Origin of the sequence: Pseudomonas sp. NY15356 (assembly GCF_048068175.1) — a bacterium.
Classification (GTDB): domain Bacteria; phylum Pseudomonadota; class Gammaproteobacteria; order Pseudomonadales; family Pseudomonadaceae; genus Aquipseudomonas; species Aquipseudomonas putida_K.
Genome location: NZ_JBLUPW010000018.1, coordinates 1 through 13,951, shown reverse-complemented (window position 1 = coordinate 13,951; position 13,951 = coordinate 1). Strand labels below are relative to the sequence as shown.

The 13,951-nt window shown below is 62.3% G+C and carries 20 protein-coding genes; 7 read left to right on the top strand and 13 right to left on the bottom strand.

Annotation, left to right across the window (positions count from 1 at the left end; all coding sequences use genetic code 11):
* Positions 1 to 198 precede the first annotated feature (198 nt).
* The 13 genes from ACNFCI_RS15350 to ACNFCI_RS15290 all read right to left on the bottom strand — a co-directional run bounded on the left by ACNFCI_RS15350 (position 199) and on the right by ACNFCI_RS15290 (position 10,981).
* The gene (locus ACNFCI_RS15350; RefSeq protein ID WP_084854895.1) at positions 199 to 1,380 is read right to left on the bottom strand and encodes an osmoprotectant NAGGN system M42 family peptidase; all 1,182 of its coding nucleotides are present in this window, start codon (positions 1,378 to 1,380) and stop codon (positions 199 to 201) included.
* Positions 1,381 to 1,559: 179 nt separating this feature from the next.
* Entirely contained in the window at positions 1,560 to 3,302 is a 1,743-nt protein-coding gene (gene ngg, locus ACNFCI_RS15345) for an N-acetylglutaminylglutamine synthetase (RefSeq protein WP_368829850.1), read from the bottom strand.
* Positions 3,303 to 3,305: 3 nt separating this feature from the next.
* Positions 3,306 to 5,093, bottom strand: coding sequence for an N-acetylglutaminylglutamine amidotransferase (locus ACNFCI_RS15340; protein ID WP_084854897.1), 1,788 nt, complete (start codon positions 5,091 to 5,093; stop codon positions 3,306 to 3,308).
* Between the two features lie 36 nt (positions 5,094 to 5,129).
* Positions 5,130 to 6,320: a tyrosine-type recombinase/integrase gene (locus ACNFCI_RS15335; RefSeq protein ID WP_416768044.1), complete on the bottom strand. Its 1,191-nt coding sequence runs from the start codon at positions 6,318 to 6,320 to the stop codon at positions 5,130 to 5,132.
* Between the two features lie 184 nt (positions 6,321 to 6,504).
* The gene (locus ACNFCI_RS15330; protein WP_416768043.1) at positions 6,505 to 6,900 is read right to left on the bottom strand and encodes a hypothetical protein; all 396 of its coding nucleotides are present in this window, start codon (positions 6,898 to 6,900) and stop codon (positions 6,505 to 6,507) included.
* Positions 6,897 to 7,427: a hypothetical protein gene (locus ACNFCI_RS15325; RefSeq protein WP_416768042.1), complete on the bottom strand. Its 531-nt coding sequence runs from the start codon at positions 7,425 to 7,427 to the stop codon at positions 6,897 to 6,899. Before ACNFCI_RS15325 ends, ACNFCI_RS15330 begins: the two co-directional genes overlap by 4 nt.
* Positions 7,424 to 8,158, bottom strand: a complete 735-nt coding sequence (locus tag ACNFCI_RS15320) for a hypothetical protein (RefSeq protein ID WP_416768041.1) — start codon at positions 8,156 to 8,158, stop codon at positions 7,424 to 7,426. The genes ACNFCI_RS15325 and ACNFCI_RS15320 overlap by 4 nt, the downstream gene beginning before the upstream one ends.
* The gene (locus ACNFCI_RS15315; RefSeq protein WP_054913066.1) at positions 8,155 to 8,355 is read right to left on the bottom strand and encodes a hypothetical protein; all 201 of its coding nucleotides are present in this window, start codon (positions 8,353 to 8,355) and stop codon (positions 8,155 to 8,157) included. The genes ACNFCI_RS15320 and ACNFCI_RS15315 overlap by 4 nt, the downstream gene beginning before the upstream one ends.
* Entirely contained in the window at positions 8,352 to 8,747 is a 396-nt protein-coding gene (locus ACNFCI_RS15310; RefSeq protein ID WP_102082661.1) for a carbon storage regulator, read from the bottom strand. The genes ACNFCI_RS15315 and ACNFCI_RS15310 overlap by 4 nt, the downstream gene beginning before the upstream one ends.
* 100 nt (positions 8,748 to 8,847) lie before the next feature.
* Positions 8,848 to 9,423 carry a Rha family transcriptional regulator gene (locus ACNFCI_RS15305; RefSeq protein ID WP_236183476.1) on the bottom strand — a complete coding sequence of 192 codons (576 nt, stop codon included), beginning with the start codon at positions 9,421 to 9,423 and terminating at the stop codon, positions 8,848 to 8,850.
* 46 nt (positions 9,424 to 9,469) lie between these two features.
* Positions 9,470 to 9,730, bottom strand: a complete 261-nt coding sequence (locus ACNFCI_RS15300) for a hypothetical protein (RefSeq protein WP_416768040.1) — start codon at positions 9,728 to 9,730, stop codon at positions 9,470 to 9,472.
* Positions 9,731 to 9,767: 37 nt separating this feature from the next.
* On the bottom strand, positions 9,768 to 10,160 hold the full coding sequence (locus ACNFCI_RS15295) for a LuxR C-terminal-related transcriptional regulator (protein WP_416768039.1): 393 nt from the start codon (positions 10,158 to 10,160) through the stop codon (positions 9,768 to 9,770).
* A 146-nt stretch (positions 10,161 to 10,306) separates the two neighbouring features.
* Positions 10,307 to 10,981: an XRE family transcriptional regulator gene (locus tag ACNFCI_RS15290; protein WP_102082663.1), complete on the bottom strand. Its 675-nt coding sequence runs from the start codon at positions 10,979 to 10,981 to the stop codon at positions 10,307 to 10,309.
* Between the two features lie 79 nt (positions 10,982 to 11,060).
* On the opposite strand from ACNFCI_RS15290, the gene ACNFCI_RS15285 reads away from it, so the two are divergent.
* The 7 genes from ACNFCI_RS15285 to ACNFCI_RS15255 form a co-directional block, all read left to right on the top strand.
* On the top strand, positions 11,061 to 11,348 hold the full coding sequence (locus tag ACNFCI_RS15285) for a transcriptional regulator (protein ID WP_416768038.1): 288 nt from the start codon (positions 11,061 to 11,063) through the stop codon (positions 11,346 to 11,348).
* A gap of 130 nt (positions 11,349 to 11,478) precedes the next feature.
* Positions 11,479 to 11,874, top strand: coding sequence for a hypothetical protein (locus ACNFCI_RS15280; RefSeq protein ID WP_416768037.1), 396 nt, complete (start codon positions 11,479 to 11,481; stop codon positions 11,872 to 11,874).
* Entirely contained in the window at positions 11,871 to 12,107 is a 237-nt protein-coding gene (locus ACNFCI_RS15275; RefSeq protein ID WP_416768036.1) for a hypothetical protein, read from the top strand. Before ACNFCI_RS15280 ends, ACNFCI_RS15275 begins: the two co-directional genes overlap by 4 nt.
* Positions 12,104 to 12,394 carry a hypothetical protein gene (locus tag ACNFCI_RS15270; protein ID WP_416768035.1) on the top strand — a complete coding sequence of 97 codons (291 nt, stop codon included), beginning with the start codon at positions 12,104 to 12,106 and terminating at the stop codon, positions 12,392 to 12,394. Before ACNFCI_RS15275 ends, ACNFCI_RS15270 begins: the two co-directional genes overlap by 4 nt.
* Positions 12,391 to 13,137 (top strand): Rha family transcriptional regulator, encoded by a 747-nt coding sequence (locus tag ACNFCI_RS15265; RefSeq protein ID WP_416768034.1) that lies wholly within the window; start codon positions 12,391 to 12,393, stop codon positions 13,135 to 13,137. The genes ACNFCI_RS15270 and ACNFCI_RS15265 overlap by 4 nt, the downstream gene beginning before the upstream one ends.
* Positions 13,134 to 13,775: a hypothetical protein gene (locus ACNFCI_RS15260; protein ID WP_416768033.1), complete on the top strand. Its 642-nt coding sequence runs from the start codon at positions 13,134 to 13,136 to the stop codon at positions 13,773 to 13,775. The genes ACNFCI_RS15265 and ACNFCI_RS15260 overlap by 4 nt, the downstream gene beginning before the upstream one ends.
* A partial coding sequence (locus ACNFCI_RS15255; protein ID WP_416768032.1) for a hypothetical protein occupies positions 13,772 to 13,951 on the top strand: 180 nt, incomplete at its 3' end. The genes ACNFCI_RS15260 and ACNFCI_RS15255, both read left to right, overlap by 4 nt.

Genomic DNA, 13,951 nt, shown 5'->3' with positions numbered 1-13,951 from the left:
CCTACGTTTGTTTACGGCCAGTAACGCCTGTGACAGGCGCGCGCGACCGCCTGGTTCGTACGGCACGATATTGCGTCATGCCCCAAGGCGCCCGCGCGAAAATCCCCCAGGAATAATTGGCCCGAAATAAACGTAGGAGCGAGCGCAGCTCGCGATGCGCCGCGCGGGCGGCGCTCGGTTTCACAGGCGCCTACCCTCTCAAGACCTCCCCACCAAACTGTCCACCGGCGGCACGCGCGTCTCGCTTTCCATCTGCGCCTCGTGCTCCAGCTGGTGGCTGAAGCGCTCCAGGGAGGCGTTGGCCGGGTGCGAGTCGCTGGCGAACACAGGCGGGCTCAGCAGGTAGCTGGCCAGCAGCTTGCTCAGGGCCGCCAGGCTGTCGATATGGGTACGCTCATAGCCGTGGGTGGCATCGCAACCGAAGGCCACCAGCGCGGTGCGGATATCGTGGCCTGCGGTCACGGCCGAATGGGCATCGCTGAAGTAGTAGCGGAACAGGTCGCGGCGCACCGGCAGGTCGTGGTCACCGGCCAGTTTCAGCAAGTGGCGCGAGAGGTGGTAGTCGTAAGGGCCGGAGGAGTCCTGCATGGCCACGCTCACCGCATGTTCGCTGGACGCCTGGCCCGGCGCCACCGGCGCGATATCGATTCCAACGAACTCGCTGACATCCCAGGGCAGGGCCCCGGCGGCGCCGGAACCGGTTTCCTCGGTGATGGTGAACAGCGGGTGGCAGTCGATCAGCGGCTGGCGGCCGCTCTCCACCACGGCCTTGAGCGCGGCCAGCAGCGCCGCCACGCCGGCCTTGTCGTCCAGGTGACGAGCGCTGATATGGCCGCTTTCGGTGAACTCCGGCAGCGGGTCGAAGGCCACGAAGTCACCGATGGCCAGCCCCAGGGCCTCGCAGTCGGCGCGGGTGGTGCAGTAGGCGTCCAGGCGCACTTCCACATGCTCCCAGGTGATCGGCATCTGGTCGATCGCGGTGTTATAGGCGTGCCCGCTGGCCATCAGCGGCAACACGCTGCCACGGAACACGCCGGTGTCGGTGAACACGCTCACCCGGCTGCCCTCGGCGAAGCGGCTGGACCAGCAGCCCACCGGGGCCAGGGCAAGGCGGCCGTTGTCCAGCAACTGGCGCACGCTGGCGCCGATGGTGTCGACATGCGCCGAGACGGCGCGGTCCGGCGAGTTCTGTCGGCCCTTGAGAGTGGCGCGGATGGTGCCGCGGCGGGTCAGCTCGAAGGGGATGCCCAGCTCTTCCAGGCGCTCGGCCACGTAGCGCACGATGGTGTCGGTGAAGCCGGTGGGGCTGGGGATGGCGAGCATTTCCAGGAGCACGCGCTTGAGGTAGTCGAGATCGGGTTCGGGATGTCGGTCGGACATGTCCTGGCCTCCGTTCTGGGTCAGTGAATGGGGTGGTGCCCCATCGCCGGCAAGCCGGCTCCCACCTGGGCTGCGTTGTTTCAGAGACATCGCGATACCAGTGGGAGCAATTGTTTCTGAGCGCTGGCGTGCGCCCTGTGGGAGCCGGCTTGCCAGCGATTGGGCCGGTACGGCGTCGCTCAGACCAGCGCCCGGCTATGGGGGAACAACAGGTCAATGAAACGCTCGGCCGTGGGTTGCGGTTCGTGGTTGGCCAGGCCGACCCGTTCGTTGGCCTCGATGATCACGTAGTCCGGGTGCTCGGCATCGCGCACCATCAGGTCCAGGCCCACCACCGGGATATCCAGGGCCCGGGCCGCGCGCACCGCTGCATCGGCGAGCACGGGGTGCAGGCGCTCGGTGACGTCTTCCAGGGTGCCGCCGGTGTGCAGGTTGGCGGTACGCCGCACTGCCAGGCGCTGGCCGGCCGGCAGCACACTGTCGTACCCCAGGCCTGCGGCGCGCAGAGTGCGCTCGGTTTCCTCGTCCAGCGGGATACGGCTTTCCCCGCCCGTGGCGGCCTGGCGCCGACGGCTCTGGGCCTCGATCAGTGCCTTGATGCTGTGCTCGCCGTCACCCACCACCTGGGCGGGGTGGCGGATCGCCGCGGCCACCACTTCGAAGCCGATGACCACGATGCGCAGGTCCAGCCCCGGGTGGAAGCTTTCCAGCAGCACTCGGCTGTCGAAGCGGCGGGCCTGCTCGATCGCCTGGCTGATCTCTTCGTGGGTGGTCAGGTTGACCGCCACGCCCTGGCCTTGCTCGCCATCGACCGGCTTGACCACCACCGCGCCGTGCTCTTCGAGAAACGCCAGGTTGTCGTCGGCATTGCCGGCCAGCTGCTGCACCGGCACCCTCAGCCCGGCATTGTGCAGGACATGCTGGGTGAGGCGCTTGTCCTGGCACAAGGTCATGGTCACGGCGCTGGTCAGGTCGCTCAGCGACTCGCGACAACGCACCCGCCGCCCGCCCAGGCTGAGGGTGAACAGACCCACGGCGGCATCGTCCACCTGCACCTCGATGCCACGCCGGAAGGCCTCGTCGACGATGATGCGGGCATAAGGGTTGAGCTTGGCCTCCGGGCCAGGGCCAAGGAACAGCTGCTGGTTGATGCCGTTCTTGCGCTTGACGGCGAAGGTGGGCAGGTTGCGAAAGCCCAGCTTCTTGTACAAGCGCTTGGCCTGGCGGTTGTCGTGCAGCACCGACAGGTCCAGGTAGGCCAGGCCACGGCTCATGAAGTGTTCGATCAGGTGGCGCACCAGCACCTCGCCAACGCCTGGGCGGCTGCATTGCGGGTCCACCGCCAGGCACCACAGGCTGCTACCGTGTTCGGGGTCGTCGAAGGCCTTGCTGTGGTTCAGGCCCATGACGCTGCCGATCACCGCGTTGGTGTCTTCGTCCTCGGCCAACCAGTACACCGGGCCACCCAGGTGGTGCGGTGTGAGCAGGTCAGGGTTGACCGGCAGCATGCCGCGGGCCTGGTAGAGTGCGTTGATCGCCTGCCAGTCGGCTTCGGCCTGGGCGCGGCGGATACGAAAGCCGCGGAATACCCGTTGCGCCGGGCGGTAGTCGGTGAACCACAGGCGCAAGGTGTCCGAGGGGTCGAGGAACAGTTGTTGCGGCGCTTGCGCCAGCAACTGTTGCGGGGCCGCCACGTAGAGGGCGATGTCACGTTCGCCGGGGTGCTCGTCCAGCAGCGCCTCGGCCAACACTGCCGGGTCCGGGTAGGTGTGGCCGATCAACAGGCGACCCCAGCCGCAATGCACGGCGCGCGGCTGGTCGTGGGGTTCGCTGCCGTCGCCTGCCAGGCGCGCCTGCAGGCGCTCGTAGGAGGGCGCTTGTCCGCGGAGCAGGCGTTGGCCATAGGCTGTTTGGGCTTTCATCGGTCAGATTCCTTGTTCGCTGAGCCACAGGTTCAGGGCCGCCAGCTGCCACAGCTTCGAGCCGCGCAGCGGCGTCAGCTGGCCATGTGGGTTGCTCAGCAGGCGGTCGAGCATCGCTGGGTTGAACAGGCCACGGTCCTGGCTCGGGTCGGTCAGCAGTTCGCGCACCCAGTCCAGGGTGGCGCCTTGCAGGTGCTTGAGGCCAGGCACCGGGAAATAGCCCTTCTTGCGGTCGATCACCTCATGGGGGATGACCCGCCGCGCCGCAGCCTTGAGCACCTGCTTGCCGCCGTCGGGCAGCTTGAAGCGGGCCGGGATGCGTGCCGACAGCTCCACCAGGCGGTAGTCCAGGAACGGCGTACGCGCTTCCAGGCCCCAGGCCATGGTCATGTTGTCGACGCGCTTGACCGGGTCGTCCACCAGCATCACCGTGCTGTCCAGGCGCAGGGCCTTGTCCACCGCCTCGCTGGCGCCGGGGCGGGCGAAGTGCTCGCGGACGAACTCGCCGGCCACGTCGGTCTCCAGCAGCCAAGGGGCCTGGACGGTGTCGCGGTATTCGGCGTGGCTGCGGTCGAAGAAGGCTTCGCGGTAGGCGGTGTAGGCATCCTCGGCGCCGTCGACCTGTGGGTACCAGTGGTAGCCGGCGAACAGCTCGTCGGCGCCTTGGCCGCTCTGCACACCCTTGCAGTGCTTGGCCACTTCCCGCGAGAGCAGGTAGAAGGCGATGCAGTCATGGCTGACCATCGGCTCGCTCATGGCACGGAACGCCGCGGGCAGCTGTTCGATGATCTCGCGCTCGTCGATGCGCAACTGGTGGTGGCGGGTGCCGTAGTGGCGGGCGATCAGGTCAGAGTACTGGAACTCGTCGCCGCGCTCGCCTCCGGCGTCCTCGAAACCGATGGAGAAGGTCGAAAGGTCGTCCACGCCGACGTCGCGTAACAAGCCCACCAGCAGGCTCGAGTCGACGCCGCCGGAGAGCAGCACGCCGACATCCACTGCCGCACGCTGGCGAATGGCGACGGCGTCGCGGGTGGCGTCGAGCACGCGGGTGGTCCAGTCATCCAGGTCCAGCTGCTGTTCGTCGGGGTGCGGGCCGTAGTGCAGTTGCCACCAGGTCTCGCGCTGCACTTCGCCATGGCGGTCGATGCGCATCCAGGTGCCGGGCTCGAGCTTCTGCACGTTGGCCAACAGGGTGCGCGGCGCGGGGACCACGGCATGGAAGTTGAGGTAGTGGTTGAGCGCCACCGGGTCGATAACCGGGTCGATGTCGCCGCCCTTGAGCAGGGCCGGCAGGCTCGAGGCGAAGCGCAGGCGCTCGCCGTTGCGCGACAGGTATAGCGGCTTGACCCCGAGGCGGTCGCGGGCCAGGAACAGGCGCTGGTTGTCGCGCTCCCAGATGGCCAGGGCGAACATGCCGTTGAGCTTGGGCAGCAGTGCCGCGCCCCAGGCATGGTAGCCCTTGAGCAGCACTTCGGTATCGCCGTCGGAGAAGAAGCTGTAGCCCAGGCCTTGCAGCTCTTCGCGCAGCTCGGGGAAGTTGTAGATGGCGCCGTTGAAGGCCAGCGACAGGCCCAGGGTGTTGTCGATCATCGGCTGGGCCGAGCCGTCGGACAGGTCCATGATCTTCAGGCGTCGATGGCCGAGGGCGATCGGGCCCTGGCTATGGAAGCCCCAGGCGTCGGGGCCTCGGGGTGCCAGGTGGTGGGTGATGCGCTCCACCGCGGCGAGGTCCGCCGGGCGAGGGGCTTGGTCGATGGGGGTGAAACGTAACTCTCCTGCTAATCCGCACATGTAGCGTAAACCTTTTGGGTTTCGGCACTCTTGGCGTTACTGGCTATCAGCTCGTACCACTTTCGTACCACTCTCCAGCGCTTTCAGCTTATCAAGCTCGGCCCAGTCGTTCGGCGAGTTGATCCACTTGGCGTATGTGGAAAGCAGCACTTGCACGCTGTGCCCAAGTTGCGCGGCAATGAATGCCGGGTTCATGCCGGCCATCAAGCACATGGTTGCGTACGTGTGGCGCGTGTCGTACATCCTGCGGCGCCTGATCCCAAGCTTCCGCAACGCAGCCTCCCAGTAGCGTTTCTGGCTCGTCTCGGAGCGAATGAACATCTCCGATCTTTCGCCTGTACCACTCGGTGCGAACACATAATCGGATCGCGCCTCGGTGAGTGGCCTGGCTTTTTCGAGTGCATGGAGAGCGCGATCGTTCAATAAAACTTTCCGGGTACGCTTGGTCTTGGTCCGATCCTGGATTAATCCGCGGATCTGAATCCTGCACACGTTGGCGGTTTTCCCGCGCTTGTCGATCTCGCTCCAGCGCAGAGCCATCACCTCTCCGGGCCGCATTCCGGTGTAGAAGCAGAACTCGAAATAGGCGGCATAGATCGTGGTCAGGCCGCTGGTCGTCTTGTACAGCTGGTCAATGATCAGATCCGCTTCTTCCTTGAGGAAAGGATCTACCTCGCGCTTGGGCACCTTCGCGCCAGGGATGGACAGGGCAGGGTTGCGGGTGATCAGCTCGTCGACCACGGCCTGCTGCAGAATCGACACCAGCAGCCTCACGACACCCTTGCGTCGGATGGCTGAGGTCCACTCGATTTCGTTCATGATTTTGCGCAGCCTGACAGACGTGATGGCGTCGATTGGCGTCTCCGCCAGGTACGGAATCCAGTACACCTGCAGGGCCGATCTGTAGTTCCGGCGAGTGCCGTCAACGATCTGCAAGCTGTTGAGCCAGTCCTGGGCGTAGTCGAAGAAGATCGGAGCGACCTTGTCCTGCACCACCACGCTGCGGGTGTTGGGGAACAGCTCGGCGTACTTCTCTACTGTCAGGGCACCGAGCTTATCCAGGCCTTTTACTTGAGCACGTAGACTCGCTGCTGCCGCGATTCCTTTCGCAGTCGGGGGGAGGGGGAGCGTCTCGCAACACCGCCTCTTGTTCCAGGTGAAGCGAATTCGGATTGATCGCCCGACAAGCTCGACCCCGGCCGGGAGGTCCACAGGCTTTCCATCCATTCGTCGTATCTCCTTCTGCTGTACATGATCCTGCCATTGATCTTCATCCACACCCAGTTTGGGATGATGCCTTTCTCGCGCTTGCGCTGAAGCGCCTTCGCCGTACACCCCACCAACTCGCTCATCCGCTTTTCGGTGACCTTGTCGTGCATATGGTCATCGGGCAGATTCTCTGCTGCTGCCATCACTCCACCTCCTGACGCGTCAGGTTTTCGTTGTCACGCTGATCTGTCACGTCAGCATCCTTAGCCATGACTGCTCTATATCCGGCCAGCTCCGCCATGTCGCGGTCGTAGTCGCGGCGCGTTACGGGATGCATATCTTCTGGCCTCTGGCCTGCAAACTTCTGCGCCATCTCTCCGGCGAGGGATGAGATGCACTCGCTCATCGTCTTGCGCAGCGCCTCGTTCTCGGCCTTGAGCTGGTCGCGCTCGGCCTTCAATGCCCATACCCAGTCCACGAACGCGCCAAGGTCGGGGATGATGTCGCGCCTGGCGCTTGCTGGAACCGTGGTTTTCTGCTCGCAGGCTGCGCAGGACGCAGCAATGTCGAGGCCGCATGAATGCTTGGCGTCGTTCATGACCGCTCCCCCATCGCTTGCTTCATCAGCATGTACGTCATCGGAGCGCTGTTACCCTTGCACCAATCCACGCCAACCTCATCAATGAAGCACTGGCAGATTTCCTCCCAACGGCTGGCCAGTCCTGCCCAATCCTTCCCGTGATAGATCATCTCGCCCATGCGTGGCTTCCACTCAGGGATCAACTCAAGCAGCTTGATGCAGCGGTTGAGATCATCCGGGTCGGCAGGGGCGGCATAACCATTACGGGCGGGAAAGCCTAGCATGTGGTCGTGAATAGCCCGAGACGACATTCCAACTTCACCGTCACGCATCCAGGCCGCGGCGCGCTGCTCGACCGTGGTATCTCCACCGGGCATTGACGTGTCGTAGCCAAGAGCGCAGCCGGCAGCCTCAAGCGCCCTGGCGCAAGCCTGCTCCAGCTTCTTCTGGCCCTTGATCTTCCCGTGCATGAAGTCGTTCAAGGCTGGCGTGATGGCATCCAGCTGGCGCTGGTTCAGCTTGTAACCCTGCAATACGATACTCATGGCCTGCCTCCCGCCAGCGCTGCCAGCTCAGCCACCAGTGCATCAGTGCGCCCGTAGAACTTCCCGGTGTCCTCGTTCACGAACCGCTCGAGCACGGTGGCTACGGCCTGCTGGTTGGCAAGGCCGCGCAGATCGACGGCGGGCAGGACCGCGTCGGTCGACGGGGCGTGCACGAAAGATTCTTGGCTGATCAGCAGCGTGCGCACCGGGCGGATGCCCTTGCACTTGCTGGCCCAGTTGGTGGTCGGGGTGCACCAGGGCAGCATATGCAAGCACCAGGAGCTGCCGGCGGAATTCTGCGTGCTGGACCAGTACTCCATGTGGGTGAAGGCCTGGGCGGGCCCGCCAGCACGGCAGGAGCTGTAGTAGCGATCCCAGTCAGGCAACTGCAGAAGGTTCGCCCGCATGACCTGCAGCTCCTCGATGCTCGGCAGGTGCCAACCGCGCTGGCCACGAATGGTCATCCCCAGCACCTTGCGCGCAATAGCGCTCCCGGCCTCAGCCATGGCGCGGGTATTCGCCAGTCCGTCATGGAACGACAGGGCTCCACGGACGTTCACTCGCGGCCCTGGTTGCTCCCACCACTGAGCAACGGCTTCGAACTCGCGCCCAGCATCGATTACCGCGTGCTCGGCGCCGTCGAAGAACAGGCGCCCGGCGTAGAAGCCACCGGCCAGAGGCTGGCCAGCGGCGGGGAGGGCGGCGGGGTTGATTGAGCGGCGTTTGTTCATGGCTGTTCCCCCGACTCGGCAACGGTGCGCATGTGCAGCTTGATGCCGCAAGACTTGGCGAGCACCTGAAGCTCTGCCACCGTCGTGGACGGGCTTTGCAGGGCTTGACCGAAATCGACAAGCCGCTGACCCAGCCTCCCTAGTTCAGTTGTCAGGTGATCCGTATAGACGCGGGTGTCGGTTGTGGTGATGGTCATGGCTGCTGCTCCAGCACCGCCTGCCGCTGCAAGGCTTCCAGGCGCAGGGCGGTATCGATCTCCTGATCCAGCTCTTCGCCGGAGAACCAGTTATCGCCGCGCACTACCAGCAGGTCTTCGTCGGGATCTTCGATTCGCTCACGGTCACGCAGCCAGCGGTACCGGCGTGCATCAGCCACCAGCTTGACGTGGTCGTCGATGTCGAACGCTGGCGCCTCTTGGGCAGTGCCTTCGGCGACCCGGCGCTGGTGGATCTCCTCGCGATCAACCACCACTCCACGCGGGGCCTCGATCCCCAGGCGGACTTGGCAACCGTTAACCTGGGCCACGCTGACCCGGATGTTGCCGCCGATGATGACGGCCTTGCCGATGTTGCGGCTTAGCATGAGCATGTTTGAATCTCCTTATTTAAGGCGAGCGAGTACCCGCCGAGTAACTTGGCTTTCGAGTGAAGTTTCGGGTGTTACTTGGGCGTAAGTTGCGCCCGATATCTCAGTGAAGTTGCAGTACCTGCTGACCATCCTTTTCAAGCTGGATGATCTTCCCTTCTATGACTGGCTTCTTGAGCTGCCAGCGGCGCATTGTTTTCCCGGCGAGACTCGCCAGACCTTTCTCTTGCTTGAACTCCGCCATCAGCATGTGGCGTTGCTGCTCGATCGATAGCGAACGGTCCTGAAGCTCGCGAGCCATCCTGTTGAATGACTCAATGAATGCTTCTTTCCAAGCTGACGCCTTCTCTCCGGTGAACCCCATGACAACGAAGATGAATCCGTCCTTCGTCATGTGAAACATCCGTTGCACTTTGCCCTGCTCATTGATGTAGGAGGACTCCTCAAAATTGAGGAGTCGGAATTTCGCAGAGCATTTGATGTGGTCGATCGTGCGCAGCACGTTGTCGTGACGCTTGCCAAAACGTTTGGCCACCCTGACCGAGTCGGTGGTCGGCTCGTCGCCGTCGCAGCTCACAAGCTCGCGATAGTCGGCCTCGGTCAAAATCAAATCAGTCATCCAGTTTTCCCTCGAGTGGAGCCATTGATCGCGCATCCATTCGCTGTGCTGGTTGGTCACCGCACAGGGCTCTTGTGAAAAAGCCCTCGACGCTGGCCGATCCGTGTCAGCAGTACCCGTCCTGTTGCCGGGCCTCGACGATCTGGCGCACCTGGTCGTGGTCGAACACCAGCGCGGCCTGGAAACCGCTGGACGCAGTACGCGCCCGCTTCGGCTCGTAACCCAGGCGCATCACGTAGCGACGGGCTGCGCTGCGGTCCATCTTCAACAGCTCGGCCAGCTCTTTGAGGGTGGTCAGCTTCGCGGCGGCAGGAGCGGGTGCCGGCTGGCGCGCTTCTGAGCTGATGTTGATAGTCACGTCGATCATGGCTAGGTCCTGAGTTGGGATTCGTTTGAGCTGGCGCTTACGCCGCCAGGAATTGCTCGACCCGGCGTGCGGCAACTCGAAGCTCGACCCGGCGCTCACTACCGTTGCCGCCACGGCGGATGCGCATTGCTTGGTCGTCGCCGATCATTCCGTGGATGGCCATCAGCAATGCCAGGGCGGTTGCGGCCGGGCTTATGATCTGGCGCTTGAACGCTTCTAGCACCAAGCCGCGAATCGTTTTGCTGCCGAGCTTGAGGCGGGCTGCCTCCAGGCGTTTCTCAACCGTTTTCGGAGCAACCCCCATCACCTGGGCAACCTGCTTCACGGTCAGGTCAGCAGCTGCAAGCAGCGTGGCTTCCAGTTCGCGCGGGGCCAGGCCCATGTCGAGGCGTCCGGTCCATCCTTGGCAGGTGATAGAGGTGTTGGTCATTTGGAAGCTCCATGCTTGGTTGTCATGATTCAAATATAAGAACAGTTATTCGTCTGGTCAATAGGTTTTCTTATAATTTTATGCAAGCCACAAAAAAGCCCGCTCAGTGGCGGGCTTCTGCCGTGGCCGGGGTCAACCCTGGCGATTCAAATTCGACTGAGAATCTTGCTCGGCGCAAGGATATTGCCCACGTAGTGAATCTTATCTATGTCAGACCAATCAATGGTCCGTCGCTCGTAGGCTGAGTTCACCGACATCACGCTCACGCTGTCTTCGCTTTCAAATAGCAGCTCTTTAACCATGCTCTGGCCGTCTATGGTTGTGACCATCACGTACTCGCCAGGGACGAGACGATGGTTCGGCTCGCACACAGCCACCCAGCCACTACGGATCGCTGGGGCCATCGAGTCGCCCTTGAGCCGCAGTGCGTAGGCGTCTTCGTCGCGAGACCAGGTCTCTACCCAACCATCCGAATTGTCCAGGCCAATCCAGTAGCCATCGTTTCCAAGCTGGGCAGTGCCCACAATTTCGATCCTTCGAGGTGCGGTGGTGATCGGCGGCCCTGGCTCTACGTTGCTTTCCAGCATAGCGCCCAGCTTCGCCTCGCTTTCACTGGTCATTTCTCCCACGCCTTTAGTCAGCCAGGCAGGATTCACCCCGCACGCCATAGCGATCTCGAAAATGAATGCGCTTTTCTGGCTTCGCCCAGTTTCAAGCTGGGAGATCACTGGCTGCTCGACTCCCGCCTTGTCGGCCAAAGCCTTCTGGGTCAGGTGGGCATGCTTGCGTGCGAGCTTTATGCGGTCTGCGAGTGTATTCATAGTAGCAACGGTATAAGTTTCCCTATGGGGTTGCAAATAGGTATGCTTTTAAATATGGTATAAGTATGGTTATTTTGGAGTGACTGCTGTGACACCTATCGAACGACTGGTCGGCTTCTTTGGAGGTCAGACCAAAACTGCCGCAGCCCTTGGAGTATCCCAAGCCGCAGTGTCGCACTGGGTCAGCGGCTCTCACTCAATGTCTGCTGCAAAAGCTTTCCTGGCTGAGGATCTGACAGGAGGTGTCGTAACTGCTCGGGAATTGGCGGCACCTATCCTGAACGCAACGATACGCACCAATGATGCCGCTCATCAGTCGGGCAAACCCTCTGTTCATCCATCCAGTGCTGCGCAGGCCTCTCCATGACGGCCTCGGCATCCATGTTTTTGCTGTCCGGCTGACTTTTCTCCGGGCAACAAAAAACCCGCTGCCAGGCGGGTTCTTTAACCGTCCCTTGCAGGGGACTTTTTGAATCTTCGTTCTGTAGGAGGACGAGATGCACCCGAAAAATACCACCGGACATAACCGGACGCAATACCCGCCATCCACTGATGAATGGCCGCAACCGTTCGCAATTATATCTATCTGCGGGCCTGATACCGGCGCTCAGCTTCCGCCAGTTTCAGGGAAAGACCTTGAAAACGAATGCGTCGACCTGCTTCGTCAAGCGTACCCATTCGCTAGCCTGGTTTGCGTGCCTCCAAGGGCGACTGCTGAATTGGCCGAGCTTCAGCAACAGGCTGATCGGCACCGCGACATCATCATCAGCTGTCGTGAAGCAGAATTTCCGGCCTCGGTTTACGCCGAGCGTCTTGGTCTGTCGATGGTGTTTGGTGAGGTCGCGCCACAAAACCTTACCTCTCCAGCTCGTGGCGCGGAGGTAACCCAATGACGACCACAACCAGGGACCTGGGCGAAAAGGTCATGGCCCGTCTGCGTGTTATCGAGGGGTTCGCCTCCATCCTGATGGAGAACGACAGCCTCAAGGGGGATGCGCAGGCCGGGTTCGCTCCTCAACTCGATCACCTCAGCGAATCAGTCCTCCACGAGGCCTTGTTCATGTTGGCCGACCAGGCGCAGGACCAGTTGCTTCAGCTGATGAATGCAGCGGGGGATAGCCAATGAAAACTATCCGCATGATTGCCGACGAGGCCTACAACGACATTCTCTGCCTCCAGGCGCGCTTGGAAGATGCCCGTACTCTGTTCCTTTCCATTAGCAAGATTGCAGAGGAATCGAGCCTGCCCACGAAGCTCGCGCTGATGGGTGATGAGCTCTGCGAGGAATGGGTGAACCATGTCGACGACTGGATGAAGAGGATGGATGCCAGCTTCACTGAAATCGACGCTGGAAGGACCGCCGCGCCACAAAAAGCTGCCTCACGGAATCGTGGCGCGGGAGGTGCGGCATGAGCATGGTAATCATCAAGGACGGCGATGCCGTCACTCCGACCACTGCTATCGCTACAGGGACCGAGAATGAGCATGCGAGCGTTATCGCTCTTGTGCGCAAGTATCACGACGATCTTTGCGAGTTCGGAAGGGTTCGATTCGAGGTAGACCCCTTCGAAACGGCTGGTGGTGTGCAGACGCGAGAGATCGCTCTGCTGACAGAGCCGCAGGCCACGCTGCTACTCACGTACATGCGCAACACCGAGATTGTCCGGGCCTTCAAGAAAAAGCTGGTCCGTGAATTCTGGGAGCTGGTGCAGGAACGCAACCGCGCCAGGTCATCCCTGCCCGAGAACTATATCGAGGCCTTAGAGCATCTGCTGGCCTCGAAGCGTTCGGAGCAGCTGGCGCTGGAGCAGCGTGACCATGCGATCGCCACCAAGGCCGAGATCGGTAGCCGCCGCGAGGCCACGGCCATGGCCACCGCATCAGCTGCCGTGCGCAAGGTCATGCACTTGGAGAACGAGCTGGGCAGGGGCTGTCAGCACGCCACCGTAACCGCGGTGGAGAAAGCCGCCCACCGGAGCTTCGGCAGCCAGGGTTTCCGACCGCTCAAGAACTGGTGTGACAGCCACGGGGTATCCGCCCCGAAAGTCCAAGATCCTCGATTCGGCTGGGTGCGCTCCTGGCCTGCTGCCGCCTGGGCGGCCGTTTACCAAATTGACCTGGCCGAGCTGTTCGGCGCCGCTGGAGAACACCAATGACCATCCTCAAACTCAAACTCGCCGAGAAAATTGCCAGCATCGCTCAGAAGCCCGATCTGTCGCCGAGTACGATGTTGATCCTCACTCAGCGTGTGGTACGCAACGGCTTGGCCAAGCTATCTGAGATCCGCGCCGAGCGCCGAGTCTTCAGACGCGAAGCGGCAAAGCTGCAGGGCTACCCGTTCACCCAGCAACAGATGGATTACCTTCTTCAGCAAGCTCGAAACCATCGCGCCGATGACATGCGTGATATCAAGCAAGGGTTGGTCGGTATGGGCTACCACCTGATCAAGGACACCGATGACAGCTACAACGCAATTGGCTTCGACCGCCTGTGCGACTTGCTGAGCATTAACCCGGTACATCGCCGTTCTATTCAACATGACGAGCGAGGCTTGGCAGGCCTGATCTATGTCGCCCGGCTCGAAAACAGCGTGAGCCTCAAGTCAGATGGCTGGGGTGAGGGTGGGCCGTTGTTCGAAGCGTGCTTCATGGCCATGGTCGATTGGATCAAGACGGCGCCGGAAGGCGACCTGCCTGATCTGTTCGGACCTGGCTCTCCCTTCGCTGGCGCCGAACTGGTTCAGGTCGATCCGTTGACGGTTAACGCCGGCCCCGCATCGGAGACCCTCCAATGACTCCGATCCCGAATCCCGTCCAGGCGCTACCGCAGCTCACTGGCGCAACGATTATCAGCGGCCCCTGGCCAAGCTATGCCGCATTCCGAAATCTACCAGAGCGCGAGCGTTGGGTGCTGTACGGCAGCGCGAAGGCGTATCGCGAGGCGCTGGAGCTCCAGGGCCTGGTGATGAGC

Coding starts and splice junctions, on each gene's coding strand:
- ACNFCI_RS15350 (WP_084854895.1), bottom strand. CDS start 1,380: ATGTCCGACCGACATCCCGAACCCGATCTCGACTACCTCAAGCGCGTG.
- ngg (WP_368829850.1), bottom strand. CDS start 3,302: ATGAAAGCCCAAACAGCCTATGGCCAACGCCTGCTCCGCGGACAAGCG.
- ACNFCI_RS15340 (WP_084854897.1), bottom strand. CDS start 5,093: ATGTGCGGATTAGCAGGAGAGTTACGTTTCACCCCCATCGACCAAGCC.
- ACNFCI_RS15335 (WP_416768044.1), bottom strand. CDS start 6,320: ATGGATGGAAAGCCTGTGGACCTCCCGGCCGGGGTCGAGCTTGTCGGG.
- ACNFCI_RS15330 (WP_416768043.1), bottom strand. CDS start 6,900: ATGAACGACGCCAAGCATTCATGCGGCCTCGACATTGCTGCGTCCTGC.
- ACNFCI_RS15325 (WP_416768042.1), bottom strand. CDS start 7,427: ATGAGTATCGTATTGCAGGGTTACAAGCTGAACCAGCGCCAGCTGGAT.
- ACNFCI_RS15320 (WP_416768041.1), bottom strand. CDS start 8,158: ATGAACAAACGCCGCTCAATCAACCCCGCCGCCCTCCCCGCCGCTGGC.
- ACNFCI_RS15315 (WP_054913066.1), bottom strand. CDS start 8,355: ATGACCATCACCACAACCGACACCCGCGTCTATACGGATCACCTGACA.
- ACNFCI_RS15310 (WP_102082661.1), bottom strand. CDS start 8,747: ATGCTCATGCTAAGCCGCAACATCGGCAAGGCCGTCATCATCGGCGGC.
- ACNFCI_RS15300 (WP_416768040.1), bottom strand. CDS start 9,730: ATGATCGACGTGACTATCAACATCAGCTCAGAAGCGCGCCAGCCGGCA.
- ACNFCI_RS15295 (WP_416768039.1), bottom strand. CDS start 10,160: ATGACCAACACCTCTATCACCTGCCAAGGATGGACCGGACGCCTCGAC.
- ACNFCI_RS15290 (WP_102082663.1), bottom strand. CDS start 10,981: ATGAATACACTCGCAGACCGCATAAAGCTCGCACGCAAGCATGCCCAC.
- ACNFCI_RS15280 (WP_416768037.1), top strand. CDS start 11,479: ATGCACCCGAAAAATACCACCGGACATAACCGGACGCAATACCCGCCA.
- ACNFCI_RS15275 (WP_416768036.1), top strand. CDS start 11,871: ATGACGACCACAACCAGGGACCTGGGCGAAAAGGTCATGGCCCGTCTG.
- ACNFCI_RS15270 (WP_416768035.1), top strand. CDS start 12,104: ATGAAAACTATCCGCATGATTGCCGACGAGGCCTACAACGACATTCTC.
- ACNFCI_RS15265 (WP_416768034.1), top strand. CDS start 12,391: ATGAGCATGGTAATCATCAAGGACGGCGATGCCGTCACTCCGACCACT.
- ACNFCI_RS15260 (WP_416768033.1), top strand. CDS start 13,134: ATGACCATCCTCAAACTCAAACTCGCCGAGAAAATTGCCAGCATCGCT.